Consider the following 19,740-nt stretch of genomic DNA (forward strand, 5'->3'; position numbering starts at 1 on the left):
AATTGGGGGTTTCTGATATCTAGCACGAATGTAGGAAAAATATACGCTTAAATGCAAATAAAATCGATGAAACACATAATACTTTAACATTTGTAAGAATAAACGTGCTTAAGAAATGCTTTTACGATTTAATAACCGTCGACTTTTGCTTATTCTCTTCTTAGTTGACTAATTATCACCTAAGAAGGTAAATTCAGTATAACATGGAATATCTACACCCACATGTCCCATACCTGTACCACTATTTCCATTGTCTACAAATCCAGGAGAATCGAATTGGTCAAATGCTAAATTAAAATTGTAGGTGGTGCCTCCAACAACTTGTAGATATAGGATCAAAGATGATTGATACCATATAGCGTAATAATTCGTACCTCCACTACCACCAATCAATTTGTTGTGAACAGAGTATGAATTTGAATATATCATATGATCATTTCCATCAAAGGTAAATTTGAATTCACCTTCTTGAGAGGCAATATTTATTTTGTCTTTATTATCACTAGCTGGTTCCATATAACCACCTCCAAAATTTGTAGTTACTTCTAGTTTATAAGTTCCGGAATACTTTGCTGTGAAACTTTGATTTGTTAAGCCAGGAATATCTTGCCAGCCCGAAGTACTAATAGTTCTAAAACCTAATGGAGGAGCAGCATCCTGTTGGTAAACCTTAGAATGCATTTTTGGAAATTGAGCGATCCAATTACTTCCGTCCCACATATAAAAACCTTTATAAACATCGTTTGCGCCTGTCGCCGTATTATTTGTGTTGTATACCATTAAACCTTCGGCCGGTGATGTGATTGGAGAAGATACGTTTGTTGCAGTAAGTCCAACGCGATTCATAAGAAAGCCTTTATCGGTTGCTGTCATTTCCATTTGGGAACTAGGATCGGGTGTTCCGGTCCCTAGACCTATATTATCATGTTCGCCATCGACAAACAAAGTATTTTCATTATTGCTAGTTTCCACTCTTAAATTTATATTTTCTCCTTCAGGATTAATGGAGAGTTCAATGTCTGATCCGCCGCTGGTATTTGCACTGGCGTTAAAAAAGACAGATCCATTGATCGCCATTCCCATTTTTTGATGCCCTGATTTCCAAAAACCCATAGTCTTGTCTTGATTCCATGAATAAAATGGCGCATTAGGAGATCCGTTTCCCATTGCTAGTACTTGATAGCCGTTTGCAACCTTAAACCTTTCGATATGGTGAGTTCTAAACATTAAGGACTGGGCATCATTAGTTCCTAAATAATCTGAGTCTTCATCTGTATTCCAATTACCAGATAGATCCCATTTATCATTATTTTGCATTATATCCATCCATTCTGTACCACTCCAAAAGTGATAACCCGGAATTACTGCTGTACCACCCGAGCCGGCCGTAGCTGTATTATATACAAGTAATCCAACTGCTGGCGCAGGAGTAATGGGACTTCCAATATTGCTGGCCGATAGCGCAACTTGAGGGATTAAAATTCCTTTATTACCTTCTCCATTGTCAATATGTAGCATACTTGATGGGTCGGGCGTTAATGTACCAATCCCAACCTGAGCATTCAAATTGGTAATTGTAGTGATCATTAAAATAAGGTAGGAAACTCTTCGTATACGGAGATAAGTTTTCATTATTGAGGAGATTTGGGGGGTTTGCTATGACAATTTTAGTTATAAATACGATAAAAAACAAATATTATCGATGAACGGTAGTTTATTGGAAAAAACAAACTGTTTAAATGTTAAAATTTTGAAGATTGAGTGATGTTTTTCTTTAGAGATTTCTTAAAAATTAATACTTTGATTCATAGATTTTTACGATATTTTCAATGATTTTTGCGAAAGAAAGGGAATCCTCTAATTTGCTCTGTATAGTTTCGCAATCGAAACTTAGAATCTTGTTTTGCTTTAAATAATTTAAAATTGTTTGAAAATCAGTTACATATCGTCAACGAAACAATCGTTTTTTCACCTTTTTCTTCTGAAAACATTCAGGTTGTTATAAAAAGGGAGGATAAAATACATCCTTTTATATCTGGTAATAAATTTAGAAAGCTCAAGTATAACGTTGGAAGCGCTATTGAATCTAATAAAGCAAGTATGCTCACATTTGGAGGGGCATATTCAAATCATATCGCAGCGGTTGCCTCGGCAGGAAGACTTGCCGGACTTAAAACTATTGGAATTATAAGAGGTGAGGAGTTGGCGAATAATTACTTCGATAACGCTACTTTATGTTTTGCAGAAGAAAACGGAATGGAATTGCACTTTATTTCCAGAGAAGCTTATAGAGAAAAGGAAGACCAGGCTTTTATTAAACAACTGAAGCAGTCTTACGGCGATTTTTATCTAATCCCGGAAGGTGGCACTAACGAATTGGCGATTAAAGGCTGTGCCGAAATATTAACTGAAGCCGATAAAGAATTCGACTATATCTGTACCGCTGTTGGAACCGGAGGCACCTTGGCTGGATTGGTTAAAGCTTCAGAAGAACATCAACATATTCTGGGATTTTCGGCCTTAAAAGGAAACTTTCAGAAGAAAATAGTAAACAAATTCAGCTCCAAAACGAACTTTGCGATTACAGATGATTACTGTTTTGGAGGCTATGCAAAAATAGATTCAGAATTAATTCGTTTCATAAATACTTTCCGAAGAGAAACAACAATTCCTTTGGATCCGGTCTATACTGCAAAGATGATGTTTGGAATTTCCGATCTTATAAAAAGTGGATATTTCAAGGAAAATAGCCGTATTTTAGCCATCCATACAGGAGGTCTTCAAGGCATAGCCGGTATGAACCAAATGTTGAAAAAGAAACAAATGCAACAAATTGATATATAGTATGTTTTTAAGAAGTTTAGCGTGTATAATTATCCTTGTGATGGTGCTAAGTGGTTGTAAATCGCATAAAAAAACAACCACTTATAAGAAAAAAACGAGAACCGAACGAACCACTACTCCGGTTATTAATAACACCTCTAATCCTAAAGATGAAGAGACGGTTACCATAGTTACGCCCCCTAAGACTAATGCTTCTTATGCCGAAATTGTTTCAAACTATATAAATAATTATAGTGGTATCGCTATGGAGGAGATGCTTCAGTATGGTATTCCAGCGAGTATTACTTTAGCACAAGGAATCTTGGAAAGTGGTGCTGGAAGAGGTGAACTTACGAGTAAAGCTAATAATCACTTCGGAATTAAATGCCATCGTGAATGGTCGGGTGATCGTGTATATCATGATGATGATGAAGCACAAGAATGTTTCAGAAAATATGCAGATCCAAAATATTCTTTTCGGGATCATTCTTTATTTCTTACCTCCCGATCTAGATATGCCGATTTATTTAAATTGAGAAAAGACGATTACAAAGCTTGGTCAAAGGGTTTAAAAAAGGCAGGTTACGCTACAGATCCAAAATATCCTGACAAACTAATTGGTATTATTGAACGGTATAATTTAACATCCTACGATGATGAAGTGTTAGGAGGTAAAGTCAACACTGTGCGTCTCGACGATACTAAAATAAGCACTTACCAAGTACAAAAAGGGGATACTTTATATAATATTGCCCGCAGACATAATATTACTGTGGAGACTTTAAAAGAGTACAACGGATTAAGATCTAATGATATTTCAATAGGACAGGAACTGTATCTGCATCCTGTAAAAAATTAATTTTAATATGATATATAAAAGAAGCAGTGCACTTTTTGCTGAAGCGCAGCGCGTAATTCCCGGAGGCGTTAATTCTCCTGTTCGTGCATTTACAGCTGTTGGAGGAGATCCGGTTTTTGTTGAAAAGGCAGAAGGAGCGTATCTCTACGATGTTGACGGTAATAAACTTATCGATTATATTGGTTCCTGGGGCCCCATGATTTTAGGTCATGCTCATAAACCTGTTATTGATGCTGTAATAGAAAAGGCTAAAAAAGGTACATCTTTTGGTATGCCTACGAAAATTGAAACCGACATAGCTTCACTGGCTGTATCTATGGTGCCGAATATAGATAAGATTCGATTTGTGAATAGTGGAACTGAAGCGTGTATGAGTGCTGTAAGATTAGCACGTGGATTTAAAGGTCGGGATAAAATTATAAAGTTTGCAGGTTGCTACCACGGTCATAGTGATTCATTTTTAATTCAGGCTGGTAGTGGTGCGATAACTTTTGGAACTCCTAATAGTCCAGGGGTTACCAAAGGAACTGCAAAAGATACTTTATTAGCTAGATTCAATGATTTGGATAATGTAGCTGAAATCATTTCAGAAAATAAAAACGAAATTGCCTGTATCATCCTTGAACCCGTTGCGGGAAATATGGGATGCATACCTCCAGCTGAAGGGTTTTTACAAGGTCTGCGATCATTATGTGACACTCATGACATCTTACTTATTTTTGATGAGGTAATGACCGGCTTTCGACTTGCAAAAGGTGGCGTGCAAGAATTGTATGGGGTTGCAGCCGATATTGTTTGCTTCGGAAAAGTAATAGGTGGCGGGTTGCCTGTTGGTGCTTTTGCCGCAAGAGAAGAAATTATGAATTACCTCGCACCTCTTGGACCAGTGTATCAGGCGGGAACATTAAGCGGGAATCCATTGGCGATGGCGGCTGGTTTTGCCATGCTCACTGAACTCAATGAAAATCCTGAAATTTTTAAATCATTGGCAAAAAAGACAGCCTATCTTCATAAAGGATTAGTAGTTGCCTTGGATGAAAGTAATCTTACCTACACTATAAATAGGACTGGATCGATGATTTCTGTGCATTTTTCTGAAACGCCAGTGGTAGATTTTGAAACTGCGGCAAAAGGAAATAACAATACGTTTAAGAAGTTTTTCCACGGTCTGTTAGCTGAAGGGATTTACATTGCTCCGAGTGCTTTTGAAACCTGGTTTTTAAGCGAGGCCCTAAGCTATGAGGATCTTGATAAAACTATTGAAGCTTGTAGGAAGGTTGCTAAAACCTTATAATAAAACACCCTCCATAACAATTAGCTATGAAGGGTGTTTTGTTTTTTATAATTCCGAGGAACTACTTAGCTTAAAGTGCTTTCCATTTTTTGTATTGGGCTTCATTCAATGTCTTCTTCATCGCTGCGTCAAGACCTGAATCGAATTTTTTCTTATTAGCAATTACTGAAGCATTCGAGGCATCTTGCCCATTGATATGCTTTCTGTAATTCATTTCGTTCGAAACCAAAGCTCTAAAAACAGTACGTTCCTGATCATCGGTAAGATCTAAAGTTTTATCCAATTCCTGAGATTGCTTTTTAGCAACAACTTCAGGTCTGTCGTTATCTTGTTTTAATTCTTGCGCGACTGCAGAGTTTATTCCGAACATCATAACAAAAGCCAAAACACCTATTGATAAAAGATTTTTCATTTTTCTAAATTTAAGGTTACTAATGTAACTATTTATGATGCAAATAACCAAAAATTAAGCCAAAAATCAAATTTTTATATTAGCCTCGCGAAGCTTTGTCTTTACTGGCCTTACGCATCTTCCCTTTTCTTCTGTTCTGCTTGCTTTTTTCCCATTTTTGGTATTGTTCATCGTTAAGAACCGATTTCATCTCCTTTTTAAAGGCAATTTTTTCATCCATTAATTTCGATTTCAGCTCAAAGCGCTCGGCATCTGTCATATCTTTTCTCTTTTCTCTATTTTCCGCATGGGAACCTCGATTCTTTGCTTGATCTAACATCAACTTATTTACAGTGACTTGCTGTGATTCGGTGAGATCGAGATGTAGCGTCATTTTTTTTGTAGCCAATTCTGCTTTTTGTTCTGGAGTAAAATCCGGTCTATTATCCTGCATTTCGCTTTTATTCTCTTTTTTATCTGCTCTTCTTTCTTGTGCATACGTACCGATAAATAACAGTAATAATGCGACGGTCATTAATTTTTTCATTTCTAATAATTTTTATTGTTCAACATATCTATGACACTTTATTGAGATGATAGTTTAATGATTATTAAAAAAATTAAGTTGAATTAGATAGCATACACGTTTAAAGTAGTTATTACTAATCAGATTTAACTATTTTTGAAAACGAATGAAGATCGTCTCTCAAATAAAACTTCCCATCGAAAAGGAGATGGAGCTTTTTGAAAAAAAGTTCACTAATTCTATGTCTTCAAATGTCTCCCTCCTAAACCGTATTACTCACTATGTTGTAAACCGTAAAGGAAAACAGATGCGACCGATGTTTGTTTTTCTAATTGCAAAAATGGTGAACGAGGGTGAAGTGAACGAACGTACCTACAGAGGTGCTTCGGTGATAGAGCTTATACATACCGCAACGCTTGTTCATGATGATGTAGTAGATGATAGCAATAGACGTAGAGGTTTCTTCTCTATAAACGCTCTGTGGAAGAATAAAATCGCTGTACTCGTAGGGGATTATTTGCTCTCAAAAGGACTTTTGCTTTCTATTGATAATGATGATTTCGATTTACTGAAAATTATATCGGTAGCGGTACGGGAAATGAGTGAAGGGGAATTACTGCAAATTGAAAAGGCAAGAAGTCTCGATATCACCGAAGAAGTGTATTTTGAAATCATTCGGCAGAAAACAGCCACACTTATTGCTGCTTGCTGTGCAATGGGAGCACAATCTGTAAACGCAAGCTCTGAAAAGGTTGAACAAATGCGGAATTTTGGGGAGCTTATCGGAATCGCTTTTCAAATAAAAGATGATCTCTTCGACTATGGAAATGAACAAATTGGAAAACCTACCGGCATCGACATTAAAGAGCAAAAAATGACCTTGCCTTTAATATATGCACTAAACAATGCTTCTCACAGCGACAAGAAATGGCTTATAAATTCTGTGAAAAACCATAACAAGGACGCTAAAAGAGTAAAGGAAGTAATTCATTTTGTTAGAGATAATGGTGGACTCGATTATGCAGTTGTACAAATGAAAGCGTATCAACAGAAAGCAATGCAGTTGTTACAAGAATTTCCGGCTTCCCCTTATAAAGATTCTTTGGAGTTAATGGTGAACTATGTGATCGATCGGAAAAAGTAGTTGTTTGCAGAGTTCCAGAGTTCCAGAGTTCCAAAGACTCAAAGTTTCAGAGTTTTCGTAGTTTTAAACATCCAACATCCAACATCCAACATCCAACATCCAACATCCAACAATCCAACAATCCAATAACTTTTCCCCTCAGACAACTAAAACTAGTTTTTAACCGTCTATAGATAAATGCCCAAACCTAATTGCGGCTTTGCTAATCAAATTTCGATGAACAAAACATTATTAAAAAGCGACTTTACAGTTTTCATTATTTTATTCTTATTTGTTGTTCTTCTTAGACAATTCACGGTATCTCAAATGCTCGCTGCAGGGATCGATAGCTACTATGTTCACTCTGGTTTTAAAATTTGTGTAAATATCTTACTCGCTGCTATTTCGATATATTTTATACGGAAGAACAACCTACAGGAATTAGCCGGCTTATCAAAGGTTAAGGTTAAAAGAGCGTATTTATTGTTATTCCCGCTGTTATACCTCACAATTATTAACGCATTATTTCTTGATGATATTTCGGAAGAAAATCTCTGGTTGAATTTGTTTGTCTCCGGAATCTATTGCTTGAGTGTCGGTTTATCTGAAGAATTAACGTTGAGAGGGTTTATTCAGTCCTTTTTAATAAATCGATTTGGAAGCAGTAAAAAAAATATTGTAATCGTAATTTTTGCTTCTGCAGCTTTTTTTGGAATCCTTCATTTGGTGAAATTCGACAAAGGCTTATATGGTGAGATTTCGCAGCTATTCTTCGCTACTTTCATTGGTGTGATGTTTGGCGTGGTATTGCTAATTACCAAAAGAATCTATCCACTTATTATCATACATGCAGCCATCGATTTTGTGGCCAAATTGGATTCGATGGGTAATCCGGCTGCTGCTCAAATATCTAATCCAACATCTTTGACTAACAGCATCGCAACTTCCTTGATCGTTTTACCATGTTTGTTGTATGCCATCTATTATATTTGGAAAACAGACCTGCTAAAAATTGTAAAAAATAATACGTCAGGCAACCCTTTATAAAAATTTCACGTCTATTTAAATAGAGTCTGTTAATACCGTCAAATCTTGAAGTTAATTTCATTACATAAAAATTATACAAAGCTGATCGAGAGATCGGTTAAGGGAAACAGAAGAGCGCAACAGGAGCTGTTCGAGCTTTTCTCTCCTAAGATGCTAAGTGTTTGCAGACAGTATATGAAAAATAATGATGCGGCCGAAGAGGTGATGTTAACAGGGTTTTTAAAGGTCTTTACCCACCTTGAAAGTTTTAAAGCCGAAGGAAGTTTCGAAGGATGGATTCGTAGAATCATGGTAAACGAATCTATCTCACAATTACGAAAAAACAAAAAGCTGTTCTTTAAGGATGAAACAGAAATTGAAAATTCTATTGAGCACGTAGCCTATATTGAAAGTGCGTTGGAAGTAGCTGAAATTCAAAAATTAATCGATTCACTACCCGACGGATATAGAACTGTATTTGTAATGTATGCGGTGGAGGGCTATAAGCACGGGGAAATTGCAGAGATGCTTCATATAAGCGAAAGTACCTCCAAAACGCAGTTGTTTAAAGCAAGGAAGCTTTTACAGCAAAAATTTAATAATGAAAATAAAATGAGTTATGGCACCCGTTAAATTTGAAGAAAACATACGCGAGAAGCTTGAAGAAAGAGAAATTAAACCTTCAAAAGACGCTTGGAAAAAACTAAGTACGCAACTAGATGCACTTCCAAAAAAGTCGAATAATCGAACTATTTGGTATGCAATTGCTGCCAGCTTAATAGGTGTATTGATAGTTGTTTCGGTGGTAAGAAATATTTCTTCAAATGCTTCGGAAGAAATTAATAAGGAGCTGGTTAATGTAGATGCTTCGGAAGAAACTCCAATGGAAACAAGTCCGAAAATAAAGCTTAACGAGCAAATATTGAAAGAAGAGTCAAAAGAAATGGTTGCCTCTGAAACTGTTTCCGAAGAGAAAAAAATTGAAAAAATTGTTGAAACACCTCAAAAAACTTTTCAGAAAAAAGATAGAATCGCAGTACAAAAAACAGCTAAAAAGAATAATTCTGATGAGCCCATTAAAGCGAATAATTCTGTAAAAATTGAACCGATTGAAGCAGTAGCTGTAAATCAGTTGAATTCTGAAGAAAAAATTCTAAATGATAAAATACAAAAAGTAGTAGCTCAAGTTGAGCAATTACAAAAAGAGAATACGGTTGTTACCGCCGAGGAAATCGATGCGCTCCTGATCAACGCGCAACGTGAAATCCGAACTCAGCAAATTCTAAGTTCTAATAAAGTTGACGCGGCGTCCTTGCTGGATGATGTAGAAACGGAATTGGAACGTAGCTTTAGAGATAAGGTTTATGATGCGTTGGGTGAAGGATTTACAAAAATTAGAACGGCAGTAATTGAACGTAATAATTAAGTATTCATCAATCGATCCGCCATTGGTGGATAAAAATCACGAACACTATGAAAATCGTTACATATTGCATCACATTAACTATGTGGGTACTTGCGCTTACTTATGCAAATGCTCAAGAAACACAGGAAGAAAATGTCAAAATTTCTATTTTAAAAAATAAGAAAGAAGACATCATCAACGCAGAGAAAGAAGCGTTAAAAAATGAAGTTCTTGTTATAAATGGGGCTTTGGACCAAGGAGCCATTACTGCTTCAGAAGCCGAAAACAAGAAAAAACTAGCCGCCGAGAAACATGCCTTGAATATTGAAAATAAAATTGCTATTATCGATAATCATATTGCACTCTTAGAGCGCAACGGTGAAGTGGGTCTCAATACTGAAAGTGGTAAGATCTCTATTGGTATTGGGGACTTAGGGGATGACGGGGATTTTATTCTAGGAATAAAAATCAACGATGGACAACAAAAAGAAAGAGCCTATGATAAGCGTACTTTTTCAGATATTGTTGTTGCTTTTGGGTTAAATAATGCAATTGCCGATGGGCAATCCATTGATGATTCGCCTTATAAAATTGGCGGAAGTCGCTTTGCAGAATTTGGTATTTCGTGGAATACCCGCGTTTTTAAAGAAAGCAATTGGCTTCGATTTAAGTACGGACTTTCATTCCAATTCAACGGGCTGAAACCTGAAGACAATCGTTATTTTGTGGATAATGGAGCTACTACTCAATTGGAAGAGTTTGCAATAGATCTTGATAAATCGAAATTCAGAATGGATAACCTTGTGGTGCCAGTGTTTTTTGAAATCGGACCTTCGAAAAAAAGAGAATACGATGATTATTTCAGATACGATACCGATAATAGTTTTAAAATAGGATTTGGTGGCTATGCAGGTATCAATTTAAGTACGAGACAAAAACTTAAATTTTCTGATGATGGGGAAGACGTAAAACAAAAACTGAAAGCCAATTATAACACTAATAATTTTATATATGGTTTGGCCGCTTATGTAGGTTACGGAGATACTTCCTTGTACCTAAAATACGATCTTAATCCAATCTTTAAAGACAATCTAATTGAGGAACGCAATGTATCCCTCGGTTTGCGATTCGATTTAGATTAAGTTGAACTAGCCAATCAATTTTAATAAAAGACTTCTTTGTAAAAAGAGGTCTTTTTTATTTAGGATACTTATATTTAGAGTTAAAATAAGAGTTGGTGTATTTTTACGTTTTTAAAGCCCAATAATAAACATTGATAAGTAGAACTACCATAGATAATGTCTTTGAGAGCGCCCGCGTAGAGGAGGTGATAGGCGATTTTGTGCAGTTAAAAAAATCGGGAAGTAACTTCAAAGGACTTAGTCCGTTTTCGGATGAGCGTACGCCTAGTTTTATGGTTTCTCCTGTAAAACAGATTTGGAAAGATTTTTCGAGCGGAAAAGGTGGGAATGTAGTCGCATTTTTAATGGAGCACGAACATTTCACCTATCCTGAAGCGATTAAATATCTTGCTAAGAAGTATGGTGTCGAGATTGAAGAAACTGAGCAAACCAATGAGCAAAAAGAGCAGGCAGATGAAAGGGAAAGTCTCTATCTAGTTAGTGAGTTTGCGAAGAACTACTTTCATAACACCTTATTAAAGACCGAACCAGGGAAGGCAATTGGACTATCTTATTTTAAAGAAAGAGGTTTTACAGACGAAACCATAAAGAAATTTGAATTAGGATATTCACTGGATCAATGGGAAGCATTTACAGCTCATGCCATTCAGAAGGGATATAAATTGGAATATCTTGAAAAGACAGGATTGTCAATTGTCAAGGAGGAAAAACAATTTGATCGCTTTAAGGGAAGAGTAATGTTTCCAATTTTAAGTATGAGCGGTCGTACTTTAGGATTTGGTGGAAGAATTCTTACTAGTGATAAAAAAGCAGCCAAATACTTAAACTCTCCTGAAAGTGATATTTACCATAAAAGTAAGGTGCTTTACGGTATTTATCAGGCAAAACAAAGCATTGCCAAAGAAGATAATTGCTATTTGGTAGAAGGTTATACCGATGTAATACAGTTTAATCAAACTGGAATACACAATGTGGTTTCTTCATCTGGAACGGCTTTAACATCAGAGCAGATAAGACTTGTTAATCGTTTAACCAAAAACATAACAGTGCTATTCGATGGGGATGCTGCTGGTTTAAGAGCTTCCTTACGAGGTGTGGACCTCATCCTGGAACAGGGAATGAATGTAAAAATATGCACCTTTCCGGAAGGTGAGGATCCCGATAGTTTTGCCAAGAATAACTCTCTGGAAGAACTGACCATTTATCTGGAAGAAAAGGCACAGGATTTTATAAGTTTTAAAGCTTCCTTACTAGCTTCAGATGCGAAGAATGATCCTATAAAAAAAGCGGATACCATTCGTGAAATAATGGTGAGTATTTCTAAAATACCAGACGTTATTAAAAGGGAGGTCTACATAAAGGAATGTTCGCGCATTATGGATATTTCTGAAGAAGTGCTCTTTAATTCACTGGCGCAGATGCTTCAGAAGGATAAAAAAGACGCTTCCCGTAAAACCACGACAAAGCAAGAAGCCTTTCAGGTTATACCTTCAGAAAAACAAAATGTAAAGAAAGTTGATGCTCTTTACGAATTAGAGCGTAAGATTATCGAATTACTGCTATTGTATGGAAAGGAAGAGGAAGAGTTTGAAGATCTTATTTTAGAGACCAATGAGAAAGGAGAGATTGCCTTTAAGCCTGAAACAGTAAAAGCAAAAGTTTTTGAAAAAGTATATCTCGATCTTCAGGATGACGAGATCGAATTTGCAAACGACGACTTTAAGGCGCTATACTTCGAAATAATAAACAAACTCAATGCCGAAGAACCTTTCCAGATTGAGACTTTTATAAATGAACTTCAATCGGATAAGGCGTCGTCTGTAACCGACATTTTAATGGATGAAGAGCGCTACGTACTGCATGACTGGGAAGGGAAAGAAATTTACGTAAAAGAAAAGAAACATACTATTTCGCAGATGGTGAGCGAAACGATTCTTAATTTAAGACGTTATTTAGTGGCTCAGAAAATTAATGAGCTTTCGGAAGAGATTAAAAAACAAGATGCGGACAAAAGGGAGCATAGCCTACAAGACATTGTGGACTATATTACTTTAAAAAAAGTGCTTTCAGAAAAACTAAACAGGGTTTTATAAATTATCCAAATTGAAACATTCTGGACTGATGGATAAGATCTGCCAGATTATCTACTTTCAATTTTTTCAACAAACGCGTTTTGTAAGTACTTACCGTCTTTTCGTTGATGTTTAATGCGTTTGCAATATCCTTATTTCGTTTACCGCTTGATAGTAAATTTAAAACTTCCACTTCTCTGGAAGATAATTTTTTATAACGGCTAATTGCACTGCTCTCACCCACATTTCTACTGGTGAATGTAGAAGTCAATTCTTCATTGAGGAAGATACCTCCTTTAGCGATTTGCTTTAATGCTTTTAAGAATAATTTTGTTGATGCGGTTTTTGGAACATATCCAGCAGCTCCCGATTTAATAGATCGAAGCGCATAAATTTCTTCAGGATGTGTTGAGTAGATTAAAACTCTCATTTCAGGAAATTCGGTTTTAATGCTTCGAAGTGCATTAATTCCGTTTATGTCCGGCATATCGATTTCCATAATTAAGATATCCGGTTTGGTTTCGCGTAGATTTTTATATAATTCACCACCACTACTCGCTTTTCCTACTATCTCAAAATTCTTTGATTTTTTGAGCATACAGGAAATCCCTTTTCTTGTCACCGGATGATGATCTGCAATAAAAATTGATTTCATTCTTTTTAGTCTTTTTCTTACATACAATCATCATTAAAACGATGAATGAATCGCAAGTATGAGGTTTTGTAATATTTATACTACAAATCAAAACTAATTAAAAGTTTAATCTCTTGAATTTCTTTTCGTTCAAACTCACGAAAACTCGATAAAATCCGCTTAATCTTTCAAATGAGGAGGAATTTCACAGACAGGTATCGGGTTCATCTTATGTTTATTGGCTTTATTAAGGCGATTATAGATCTCGAAAACCACTTTTTCACGACCCAAAAAGTCATTACTTTGTTTGTCTAACTCCTTCATTTTCATAGCCCATTCCAATTCATCATAACTCGCTCCAATTTGATCTTCATCGGTGCGACTATCGCCAAATAATCCATCTGTTGGAGCAGCTTGTAAAATAGACTTTGGCACCTCCAATATACGTCCAATTTCATACACTTCACTTTTCATAAGATCTGCTATCGGACTTAAATCTACACCGCCATCTCCGTATTTGGTGTAAAATCCTACGCCGAAATCTTCCACTTTGTTTCCGGTTCCAGCGACCAAATATCTATGTAGACCTGCAAAATAGTATAAATTTGTCATGCGCAATCGAGCTCTGGTATTGGCTAGAGCAAGGTCTAAGTTAGTGTAATTGCCAGATTGAGGAACTTGTTTCTTGAACTCTTCAAAAACATTGGTGAGATCAACACGGACATCTGTGACATTGGCGAAGCGTTTCTTTAGCTGTTTTATATGCTCAACACCTCTAGAAACCTGACTTTCCGCCTGATGAATAGGCATTTCGACACAAAGTGTTCTAAGCCCTGTTTTTGCGCATAGAGAGGAGGTAACGGCAGAATCAATTCCTCCGCTAACACCTACAACAAAACCTTCCATTTTGGCATTAGTTGCATATTCTTTAAGCCAATTGACGATATGATTTGTTACTTTTTCCGTTTTCATCCTGTGTTGATTGAGATTTATAGTTGAGAATAATTAAACCCCAGCTTAAAACTGAGACCTTAAAATTTAATACTCTGAACTAAAAAAAATACCTTTGCAGCACAAAAGTAAGGAAAAGTTTACACGAGATCTTATTCAATTTCAATTTGTATTGTATGAAGTATTATTTGTATTTATTTATTAGTGTTTTATTTCTGAATTGTTCCAATAAGGACCAATTGGAAGAGACTATAGCGGCTATTCCCATGGAATTCGAAATTCTTCGATTTGATAAAGAATTCGCAGCAGCGAAACCTTCAGATTTGCAGGATTTAAAACTGAAATACCCTGTTTTCTTTCCGAAGCAATTCAACGACACGATCTGGGAACAAAAAATGACAGACACACTTCAGGTTGAACTCAATCAAGAAGTTGCTAGGCAGTTTCCTTCCGAGGAAAAAATGGAGCAGGAAATTCTTTCTCTTTTTCAACATATAAAATATTACTTCCCTGAATTTAGACCACCAACTGTAGTGACTACCACTTCAGACGTGGACTATCAGAATAAAGTGATAGTTGCGGACAGCTTGATGGTGATCGCATTGGATACCTATTTGGGTAGCGATCATAAATTTTATGGTGGAATTAAAAAGTACATTGCACAAAACATGAAAGAATCTCAGTTAGGTCCAGATATTGCCTCAGCCTACGCTAAGCAGCTAATTGCAAGACCTCAGAAAAGAACTTTGTTGACTCAAATGATTTTTTACGGTAAAGAATTATATTTAAAAGATCTTTGGTTGCCTGAAACTTCAGACGCAGAAAAGATTGGTTATACAGAAGAACAGTTGAAATGGGCGCAGGAGAACGAAACCTATATGTGGCGTTATTTTGTGGAAAAAGAAATTCTTTATAGTACGAGTGCAACACTTCCAGGTCAGTTTATAATCCCGGCTCCATTTTCAAAATTTTATCTGGAAATCGACAATGAATCTCCCGGAATGGTGGGAAGATTTCTTGGTTGGCAAATTGTGCGATCTTATATGGAAAATACTAATACCAGCATAAGTCAATTGATGATGAAAGACACTGATCAGTTATTTAATGAATCCAAATACAAACCTGCAAAATAATGGCAAAACAACATACTTCAGAAATAAAGATAAACGTAACCTTGGACGAGAATAAAGTTCCTGAAGCCCTTCACTGGTCTGCTGAGGATGGAGGTATAGAAAATGCAGCTTCAAAGGCTGTTATGTTATCGGTTTGGGATCATAAAACCAAAGAAGCACTGCGTATTGACCTTTGGACAAAAGACATGCCCTTGGATGAAATGAAGGTGTTTTTTCATCAAACTTTAAGTGCGATGACCGATACTTTTCAGCGTGCTACCAACGATGAAAAAATGAGCGCTACCATGCGTGATTTTTGCGATTATTTTGCAGAAAAGTTAGAGTTGAAGAAGAAGTAATTTAAGTCAGTTATTCTCTTTTAACAAAGATAAAATTAGTTTTACTGACCACTGACCACTGACCACTGACCACTGACCACTGACTACTTATAGAATTTATTCTAATATGAAGCTGCTTTTTGTGTATAATGCTAACTCCGGATTTATCAACGCGGCTATGGATAGCATGCATAAGATTGCTAGTCCGGAGACTTACAATTGTAAGTTGTGTGCTCTTACCTTCGGAAACTTTTCTGAAAACAAGGAATGGAAGGCTTTTCGAGAAACTTCAGATATAGAGATGGTGTTTTTGCACAAAGATGAATTTCTGAAACAGTATCGTTCAAAATGGCTTCCCAAATATGATTTTCCCGTTGTGCTTTCAGAAGAAAATGGAGAACTGCAAGTTTTTATGACTTCGGAAGTGATGGAAGGGCTTGAGAATATTTCAGACCTGATCGTAGAAATAAATAATCGGCATGAGGATTGGGTTTGAGAAAGTAGAACTTGATGGTCAACCTAACTACAATACTCTCGATGATTTCGATTGTCACTTCGAGTGATTTTAAAATGCGTAGCAATTTTAAAATAGTATCGAGAAATTCTAGACACCCCCAAAGTTGCAGAGTTGCTAAGTACTATCAACTATTAAAATATCCCCCTAGCCCCCTTCGAAGGGGGAGTTGAGCAAATCTCAATAAATTCTGAATTCTGAATTGATTGTTGAGAATTGATCATTGAATATTAGCATTTACACTCCCAATATATCCCAGCAATTCATCTCGCCCTTCGTTACTACTTGATGAGGTGACAAAATGTTGTGGCATTTCTTCCCAGGTTTCCAGCATTTTTTGTTGGTAAGCTTCAACATTGCGTTTTAGTGCATTGGGTTTTAGCTTATCGGCCTTAGTAAAAATAATAGAGAAAGGAACGCCATTTTCGCCCATCCACTGCATGAATTCCAAGTCTATAGGTTGAGGTTCGTGGCGACAATCTACTAAGACAAAAGCCAACAGCATCTGTTCTCTTTTCTGAAAATATTTGGTTATGAACTTTTGAAATACCTTTTTCGAGCTTTTTGAAACTCTAGCATACCCATAACCAGGTAAATCAACCAGATACCAGTTTTTATTGATCAAAAAATGATTGATCAACTGTGTTTTTCCTGGTCTACCACTAGTTTTAGCTAAACTTTTTCGCTGCATCAACATATTGATGAGCGATGATTTTCCAACATTAGAACGGCCAATAAAAGCGTATTCCGGAAGACGGTCTTTTGGACATTTAGCAACATCACTGTTACTCATTACGAATTCTGCCGATTTTATCTGCATTGGAAATTTATTGAAGAATTATTATAAAAGCTGCTATGACAATGGTTGGGGCAATTGTTAAAACCCTCTTTTTTGAAGCCATTCGTTTAACAGTTCATTGAATTTGTCGGGATGTTCCATCATGGCCGCATGACCACATTCGTCGATCCAATAAAGGTCTGAATCAGGAAGTAGTTTGTCGAAATCTTCAGCAACCGATGGTGGTGTCACGTTATCGTTTTTACCCCAAATGATGCAGGTAGGCGTGTTCATTTTAGGAAGATCTTTCGCCATATTATGCCTAATCGCACTTTTTGCAATGGCAAGGGTGCGAATCAGCTTATTACGATCATTTACAGTTTCGTAAACTTCATCCACAATTTCCTTAGTTGCAATTTTAGGGTCGAAAAATACGTTTTCGGCCTTTTTACGAATGTAATCCCTATCACCACGCTTTGGGTAACTCTCTCCCATGGCGCTTTCATATAAGCCGGAACTTCCAGTTATTACAAGTGCTTTTACTTTTGCTGGATATAATTTAGTACAGAGTAATCCAATATGACCTCCCAATGAATTCCCGAGCAGGATTACGTCTTTATATCCTTTGTGATCGATAAAATCTGAAACGTATTTTGCAAATTTCTTTACGTTGGTATTTAGTAAAGACATGGTGTAAATAGGTAGCTCAGGGATAACAAGTTTATATCCTTTTTCAGGGAAATAATTAGAAACACCATCAAAGTTGCTAAGGCCTCCCATAAGTCCGTGAAGGACTATGATAGGTGTTCCTTCACCAACTTCAAAATATGAGAATTTACCTTCTTTTTTTAAGTTATGCGTCATTCTGGATGCTACAATTAATAGAAGCAAAAGTAAACAAATTTCTCTGAATCACGATTTTAAAATTCTAAGCCTATTTAAATGCTTTTTTCTGAAGTTAATGAGATCATTTGGAGGTGGTAAAACTTATCAACAAAGTGGTAAATTGTGGTAAAAAGTGGTAAAAGTTATTTATATTTGGAGCTATTATCGATAATAATCAACCGTCTAATGCTCAATTTAATAGGGACATACGAGTGCAAAGCAGACGTCAAAGGAAGGGTCATGGTGCCGTCTCCTTTGAAGAAACAGCTGACTCCTGTAATGACCAATGGCTTTGTAATTAAGCGGGCGGTATTTCAGGCATGTCTTGAATTGTACCCTATGGCAGAGTGGAATGCGTTGATGCAAAAAATGGGACAGTTGAATCGATTTAACCGCAAAAACAACGATTTCATACGTCGTTTTACGGCAGGTGTAAAAACGGTAGAATTGGATGCGACGGGAAGATTGCTAATCCCGAAAGATTTGATGTCGTTTGCGGGAATTCAAAAAGAAATTGTGATCTCATCGGCAATTAATATTGTCGAAATATGGGATAAAGATAAATATGAACAGGCCATTGACGATGCTGCCAGTGATTTTGCGGATCTGGCGGAAGAGGTAATGGGAGATGAAAGTGACGCAGCAAATGGAATATCATAATCCGGTTTTATTAACCGAAACTGTAGATGGGCTTAACATCCAACCCGACGGGGTTTATGTGGATGTCACTTTTGGCGGCGGGGGTCATTCCAGAGAAATTTTAAACAGACTTGGTCCAAAAGGAAGATTGCTAGCTTTCGATCAGGATAAAGATGCTCTTGAAAATACAATCGACGACCCAAGATTTACACTTATCAACGAAAACTTCAGATTTATAAAAAGATTTTTACGCTTCCATGGACAGCTAGAAGTCGATGGAATTCTAGCCGATTTTGGTGTTTCTTCTCATCAATTTGACGTGGCAGAACGTGGTTTTTCAACGCGTTTTGAAGCCGATCTGGATATGCGTATGAATCAGGACACAGACTTTTCTGCCTATCACGTTGTTAACAAATACGAAGAAGTAAAGCTGAAAAATGTGCTGCAGCAGTATGGAGAATTACGTTCGGCGCCTGGCATGGCGAGAGTGATCGTTGAAGCCAGGGGACAAACCCCGATTAAATCTAGTGACCAATTAAAACTCGCTTTAAAGCGCTTTTTGCCTCAACATAAAGAGAATAAAATTCTTGCTCAGATATACCAGGCGATTCGCATTGAGGTAAATCAGGAGTTGGATGTTTTGAAGGAGTTTCTAATCCAAACTCTTGAAGTGTTGAAGCCCAATGGGAGACTGAGTGTGATTTCCTACCATTCATTGGAAGACCGTTTGGTGAAACGCTTTATGAGGAATGGTTTGTTTGAAGGAGAGCCGGAGAAAGATGTCTTCGGAAGAGTTGAAGTGCCAATGAAACCGGTTGGAAAATTTATAATTCCTTCCGAAGCAGAAATAAAAGAAAATAATAGGGCAAGAAGCGCAAAACTTCGAATCGCCAGAAAATTATAAATGAAGCAGAACTTTTACAACATAATTAAAGGAAAGTTTTTGGTAAATGATGATGCCCTAAAAAACTGGCGCTTTATCATTTTCCTATCGGCTTTGGCTTTGGTTATGATCGCAAGTTCGCATACAGCCGATAAAAAGGTGCACCGCATTGCGCAATTAAGTAATGAAGTAAAAGAATTGAAAAGTGAATATGTGGATGTGCGCATGAAACTGATGCAATCCAGAATGGAAAGCAAAGTGATAAAAGCCATGGCAGGTAGGGGTTTAGAGCCTTCAGAAACGCCACCGCAAAAAATAAAAATTAAAACTAAAAAGAAGTAGCGA

At 36.7% G+C, this 19,740-nt stretch carries 22 protein-coding genes; 15 read left to right on the forward strand and 7 right to left on the reverse strand.

Features of this window, described 5'->3' with window-relative positions; genetic code table 11:
• Positions 1 to 168 precede the first annotated feature (168 nt).
• Positions 169 to 1,632: a hypothetical protein gene (locus tag BXY75_RS12130; protein ID WP_121908033.1), complete on the reverse strand. Its 1,464-nt coding sequence runs from the start codon at positions 1,630 to 1,632 to the stop codon at positions 169 to 171.
• A gap of 291 nt (positions 1,633 to 1,923) precedes the next feature.
• Between BXY75_RS12130 and BXY75_RS12135 the strand changes: the two genes are divergently transcribed.
• Genes BXY75_RS12135 through hemL form a run of 3 tightly spaced genes read left to right on the forward strand, consistent with a single transcriptional unit; the run spans position 1,924 to position 4,976 of the window.
• Positions 1,924 to 2,844 (forward strand): 1-aminocyclopropane-1-carboxylate deaminase/D-cysteine desulfhydrase, encoded by a 921-nt coding sequence (locus tag BXY75_RS12135; protein WP_121908034.1) that lies wholly within the window; start codon positions 1,924 to 1,926, stop codon positions 2,842 to 2,844.
• A 1-nt stretch (position 2,845) separates the two neighbouring features.
• On the forward strand, positions 2,846 to 3,682 hold the full coding sequence (locus tag BXY75_RS12140) for a glucosaminidase domain-containing protein (RefSeq protein WP_121908035.1): 837 nt from the start codon (positions 2,846 to 2,848) through the stop codon (positions 3,680 to 3,682).
• Positions 3,683 to 3,689: 7 nt separating this feature from the next.
• The gene (hemL, locus tag BXY75_RS12145; protein ID WP_121908036.1) at positions 3,690 to 4,976 is read left to right on the forward strand and encodes a glutamate-1-semialdehyde 2,1-aminomutase; all 1,287 of its coding nucleotides are present in this window, start codon (positions 3,690 to 3,692) and stop codon (positions 4,974 to 4,976) included.
• Between the two features lie 70 nt (positions 4,977 to 5,046).
• Here hemL and BXY75_RS12150 read toward each other — a convergent pair whose 3' ends face one another.
• Together BXY75_RS12150 and BXY75_RS12155 are read right to left on the reverse strand one after the other, a co-directional pair.
• Positions 5,047 to 5,388, reverse strand: a complete 342-nt coding sequence (locus BXY75_RS12150; protein ID WP_121908037.1) for a hypothetical protein — start codon at positions 5,386 to 5,388, stop codon at positions 5,047 to 5,049.
• A 79-nt stretch (positions 5,389 to 5,467) separates the two neighbouring features.
• Positions 5,468 to 5,914 (reverse strand): hypothetical protein, encoded by a 447-nt coding sequence (locus BXY75_RS12155; RefSeq protein WP_121908038.1) that lies wholly within the window; start codon positions 5,912 to 5,914, stop codon positions 5,468 to 5,470.
• A 145-nt stretch (positions 5,915 to 6,059) separates the two neighbouring features.
• On the opposite strand from BXY75_RS12155, the gene BXY75_RS12160 reads away from it, so the two are divergent.
• From BXY75_RS12160 to dnaG, 6 genes are all read left to right on the forward strand, one after another.
• Entirely contained in the window at positions 6,060 to 7,037 is a 978-nt protein-coding gene (locus BXY75_RS12160; protein WP_121908039.1) for a polyprenyl synthetase family protein, read from the forward strand.
• 216 nt (positions 7,038 to 7,253) lie between these two features.
• The gene (locus tag BXY75_RS12165; RefSeq protein ID WP_121908426.1) at positions 7,254 to 8,063 is read left to right on the forward strand and encodes a CPBP family intramembrane glutamic endopeptidase; all 810 of its coding nucleotides are present in this window, start codon (positions 7,254 to 7,256) and stop codon (positions 8,061 to 8,063) included.
• Between the two features lie 45 nt (positions 8,064 to 8,108).
• Entirely contained in the window at positions 8,109 to 8,675 is a 567-nt protein-coding gene (locus tag BXY75_RS12170) for an RNA polymerase sigma factor (protein WP_121908040.1), read from the forward strand.
• Positions 8,662 to 9,468, forward strand: coding sequence for a hypothetical protein (locus tag BXY75_RS12175; protein WP_121908041.1), 807 nt, complete (start codon positions 8,662 to 8,664; stop codon positions 9,466 to 9,468). The genes BXY75_RS12170 and BXY75_RS12175 overlap by 14 nt, the downstream gene beginning before the upstream one ends.
• Before the next feature lie 47 nt (positions 9,469 to 9,515).
• Positions 9,516 to 10,589: a porin family protein gene (locus BXY75_RS12180; RefSeq protein ID WP_121908042.1), complete on the forward strand. Its 1,074-nt coding sequence runs from the start codon at positions 9,516 to 9,518 to the stop codon at positions 10,587 to 10,589.
• A gap of 131 nt (positions 10,590 to 10,720) precedes the next feature.
• Positions 10,721 to 12,682 (forward strand): DNA primase, encoded by a 1,962-nt coding sequence (gene dnaG, locus BXY75_RS12185; protein WP_121908043.1) that lies wholly within the window; start codon positions 10,721 to 10,723, stop codon positions 12,680 to 12,682.
• Position 12,683: 1 nt separating this feature from the next.
• Here the strand turns inward: dnaG and BXY75_RS12190 are convergent, their stop codons facing one another.
• Together BXY75_RS12190 and nadE are read right to left on the reverse strand one after the other, a co-directional pair.
• Positions 12,684 to 13,316 carry a response regulator gene (locus BXY75_RS12190; RefSeq protein ID WP_121908044.1) on the reverse strand — a complete coding sequence of 211 codons (633 nt, stop codon included), beginning with the start codon at positions 13,314 to 13,316 and terminating at the stop codon, positions 12,684 to 12,686.
• A 159-nt stretch (positions 13,317 to 13,475) separates the two neighbouring features.
• On the reverse strand, positions 13,476 to 14,267 hold the full coding sequence (gene nadE / locus BXY75_RS12195) for an NAD(+) synthase (protein WP_121908045.1): 792 nt from the start codon (positions 14,265 to 14,267) through the stop codon (positions 13,476 to 13,478).
• Between the two features lie 155 nt (positions 14,268 to 14,422).
• On the opposite strand from nadE, the gene gldB reads away from it, so the two are divergent.
• The 3 genes from gldB to BXY75_RS12210 all read left to right on the forward strand — a co-directional run bounded on the left by gldB (position 14,423) and on the right by BXY75_RS12210 (position 16,192).
• Positions 14,423 to 15,379 carry a gliding motility lipoprotein GldB gene (gene gldB / locus BXY75_RS12200; RefSeq protein WP_121908046.1) on the forward strand — a complete coding sequence of 319 codons (957 nt, stop codon included), beginning with the start codon at positions 14,423 to 14,425 and terminating at the stop codon, positions 15,377 to 15,379.
• Positions 15,379 to 15,717: a gliding motility protein GldC gene (gene gldC, locus BXY75_RS12205; RefSeq protein WP_121908047.1), complete on the forward strand. Its 339-nt coding sequence runs from the start codon at positions 15,379 to 15,381 to the stop codon at positions 15,715 to 15,717. The genes gldB and gldC overlap by 1 nt, the downstream gene beginning before the upstream one ends.
• 106 nt (positions 15,718 to 15,823) lie before the next feature.
• Positions 15,824 to 16,192, forward strand: coding sequence for a GTPase (locus BXY75_RS12210; protein ID WP_121908048.1), 369 nt, complete (start codon positions 15,824 to 15,826; stop codon positions 16,190 to 16,192).
• A gap of 238 nt (positions 16,193 to 16,430) precedes the next feature.
• Here the strand turns inward: BXY75_RS12210 and yihA are convergent, their stop codons facing one another.
• Positions 16,431 to 17,030 carry a ribosome biogenesis GTP-binding protein YihA/YsxC gene (gene yihA, locus BXY75_RS12215; protein WP_121908049.1) on the reverse strand — a complete coding sequence of 200 codons (600 nt, stop codon included), beginning with the start codon at positions 17,028 to 17,030 and terminating at the stop codon, positions 16,431 to 16,433.
• Positions 17,031 to 17,087: 57 nt separating this feature from the next.
• Positions 17,088 to 17,852 carry an alpha/beta fold hydrolase gene (locus BXY75_RS12220; RefSeq protein WP_121908050.1) on the reverse strand — a complete coding sequence of 255 codons (765 nt, stop codon included), beginning with the start codon at positions 17,850 to 17,852 and terminating at the stop codon, positions 17,088 to 17,090.
• 207 nt (positions 17,853 to 18,059) lie between these two features.
• Between BXY75_RS12220 and mraZ the strand changes: the two genes are divergently transcribed.
• Genes mraZ through BXY75_RS12235 form a run of 3 tightly spaced genes read left to right on the forward strand, consistent with a single transcriptional unit; the run spans position 18,060 to position 19,737 of the window.
• Positions 18,060 to 18,533 carry a division/cell wall cluster transcriptional repressor MraZ gene (mraZ, locus tag BXY75_RS12225; protein WP_121908051.1) on the forward strand — a complete coding sequence of 158 codons (474 nt, stop codon included), beginning with the start codon at positions 18,060 to 18,062 and terminating at the stop codon, positions 18,531 to 18,533.
• Positions 18,520 to 19,416, forward strand: a complete 897-nt coding sequence (gene rsmH / locus BXY75_RS12230; RefSeq protein ID WP_121908427.1) for a 16S rRNA (cytosine(1402)-N(4))-methyltransferase RsmH — start codon at positions 18,520 to 18,522, stop codon at positions 19,414 to 19,416. Before mraZ ends, rsmH begins: the two co-directional genes overlap by 14 nt.
• Positions 19,417 to 19,737 (forward strand): FtsL-like putative cell division protein, encoded by a 321-nt coding sequence (locus BXY75_RS12235; RefSeq protein ID WP_121908052.1) that lies wholly within the window; start codon positions 19,417 to 19,419, stop codon positions 19,735 to 19,737.
• The last annotated feature ends 3 nt before the right edge of the window (positions 19,738 to 19,740 follow it).

The organism is Ulvibacter antarcticus (assembly GCF_003688405.1).
In the GTDB taxonomy this organism is placed as follows: Bacteria; Bacteroidota; Bacteroidia; order Flavobacteriales; family Flavobacteriaceae; genus Ulvibacter; species Ulvibacter antarcticus.

Excerpts from the sequence above, each read along its gene's own strand:
- BXY75_RS12140 (WP_121908035.1), top strand. The coding sequence starts at position 2,846 with ATGTTTTTAAGAAGTTTAGCGTGTATAATTATCCTTGTGATGGTGCTA.
- hemL (WP_121908036.1), top strand. The coding sequence starts at position 3,690 with ATGATATATAAAAGAAGCAGTGCACTTTTTGCTGAAGCGCAGCGCGTA.
- BXY75_RS12210 (WP_121908048.1), top strand. The coding sequence starts at position 15,824 with ATGAAGCTGCTTTTTGTGTATAATGCTAACTCCGGATTTATCAACGCG.
- mraZ (WP_121908051.1), top strand. The coding sequence starts at position 18,060 with ATGCTCAATTTAATAGGGACATACGAGTGCAAAGCAGACGTCAAAGGA.
- rsmH (WP_121908427.1), top strand. The coding sequence starts at position 18,520 with ATGGAATATCATAATCCGGTTTTATTAACCGAAACTGTAGATGGGCTT.
- BXY75_RS12165 (WP_121908426.1), top strand. The coding sequence starts at position 7,254 with ATGAACAAAACATTATTAAAAAGCGACTTTACAGTTTTCATTATTTTA.
- nadE (WP_121908045.1), bottom strand. The coding sequence starts at position 14,267 with ATGAAAACGGAAAAAGTAACAAATCATATCGTCAATTGGCTTAAAGAA.
- BXY75_RS12220 (WP_121908050.1), bottom strand. The coding sequence starts at position 17,852 with ATGACGCATAACTTAAAAAAAGAAGGTAAATTCTCATATTTTGAAGTT.
- BXY75_RS12175 (WP_121908041.1), top strand. The coding sequence starts at position 8,662 with ATGGCACCCGTTAAATTTGAAGAAAACATACGCGAGAAGCTTGAAGAA.
- gldB (WP_121908046.1), top strand. The coding sequence starts at position 14,423 with ATGAAGTATTATTTGTATTTATTTATTAGTGTTTTATTTCTGAATTGT.
- yihA (WP_121908049.1), bottom strand. The coding sequence starts at position 17,030 with ATGCAGATAAAATCGGCAGAATTCGTAATGAGTAACAGTGATGTTGCT.
- gldC (WP_121908047.1), top strand. The coding sequence starts at position 15,379 with ATGGCAAAACAACATACTTCAGAAATAAAGATAAACGTAACCTTGGAC.
- BXY75_RS12150 (WP_121908037.1), bottom strand. The coding sequence starts at position 5,388 with ATGAAAAATCTTTTATCAATAGGTGTTTTGGCTTTTGTTATGATGTTC.
- BXY75_RS12160 (WP_121908039.1), top strand. The coding sequence starts at position 6,060 with ATGAAGATCGTCTCTCAAATAAAACTTCCCATCGAAAAGGAGATGGAG.
- BXY75_RS12180 (WP_121908042.1), top strand. The coding sequence starts at position 9,516 with ATGAAAATCGTTACATATTGCATCACATTAACTATGTGGGTACTTGCG.
- BXY75_RS12155 (WP_121908038.1), bottom strand. The coding sequence starts at position 5,914 with ATGAAAAAATTAATGACCGTCGCATTATTACTGTTATTTATCGGTACG.
- BXY75_RS12130 (WP_121908033.1), bottom strand. The coding sequence starts at position 1,632 with ATGAAAACTTATCTCCGTATACGAAGAGTTTCCTACCTTATTTTAATG.
- BXY75_RS12235 (WP_121908052.1), top strand. The coding sequence starts at position 19,417 with ATGAAGCAGAACTTTTACAACATAATTAAAGGAAAGTTTTTGGTAAAT.
- BXY75_RS12190 (WP_121908044.1), bottom strand. The coding sequence starts at position 13,316 with ATGAAATCAATTTTTATTGCAGATCATCATCCGGTGACAAGAAAAGGG.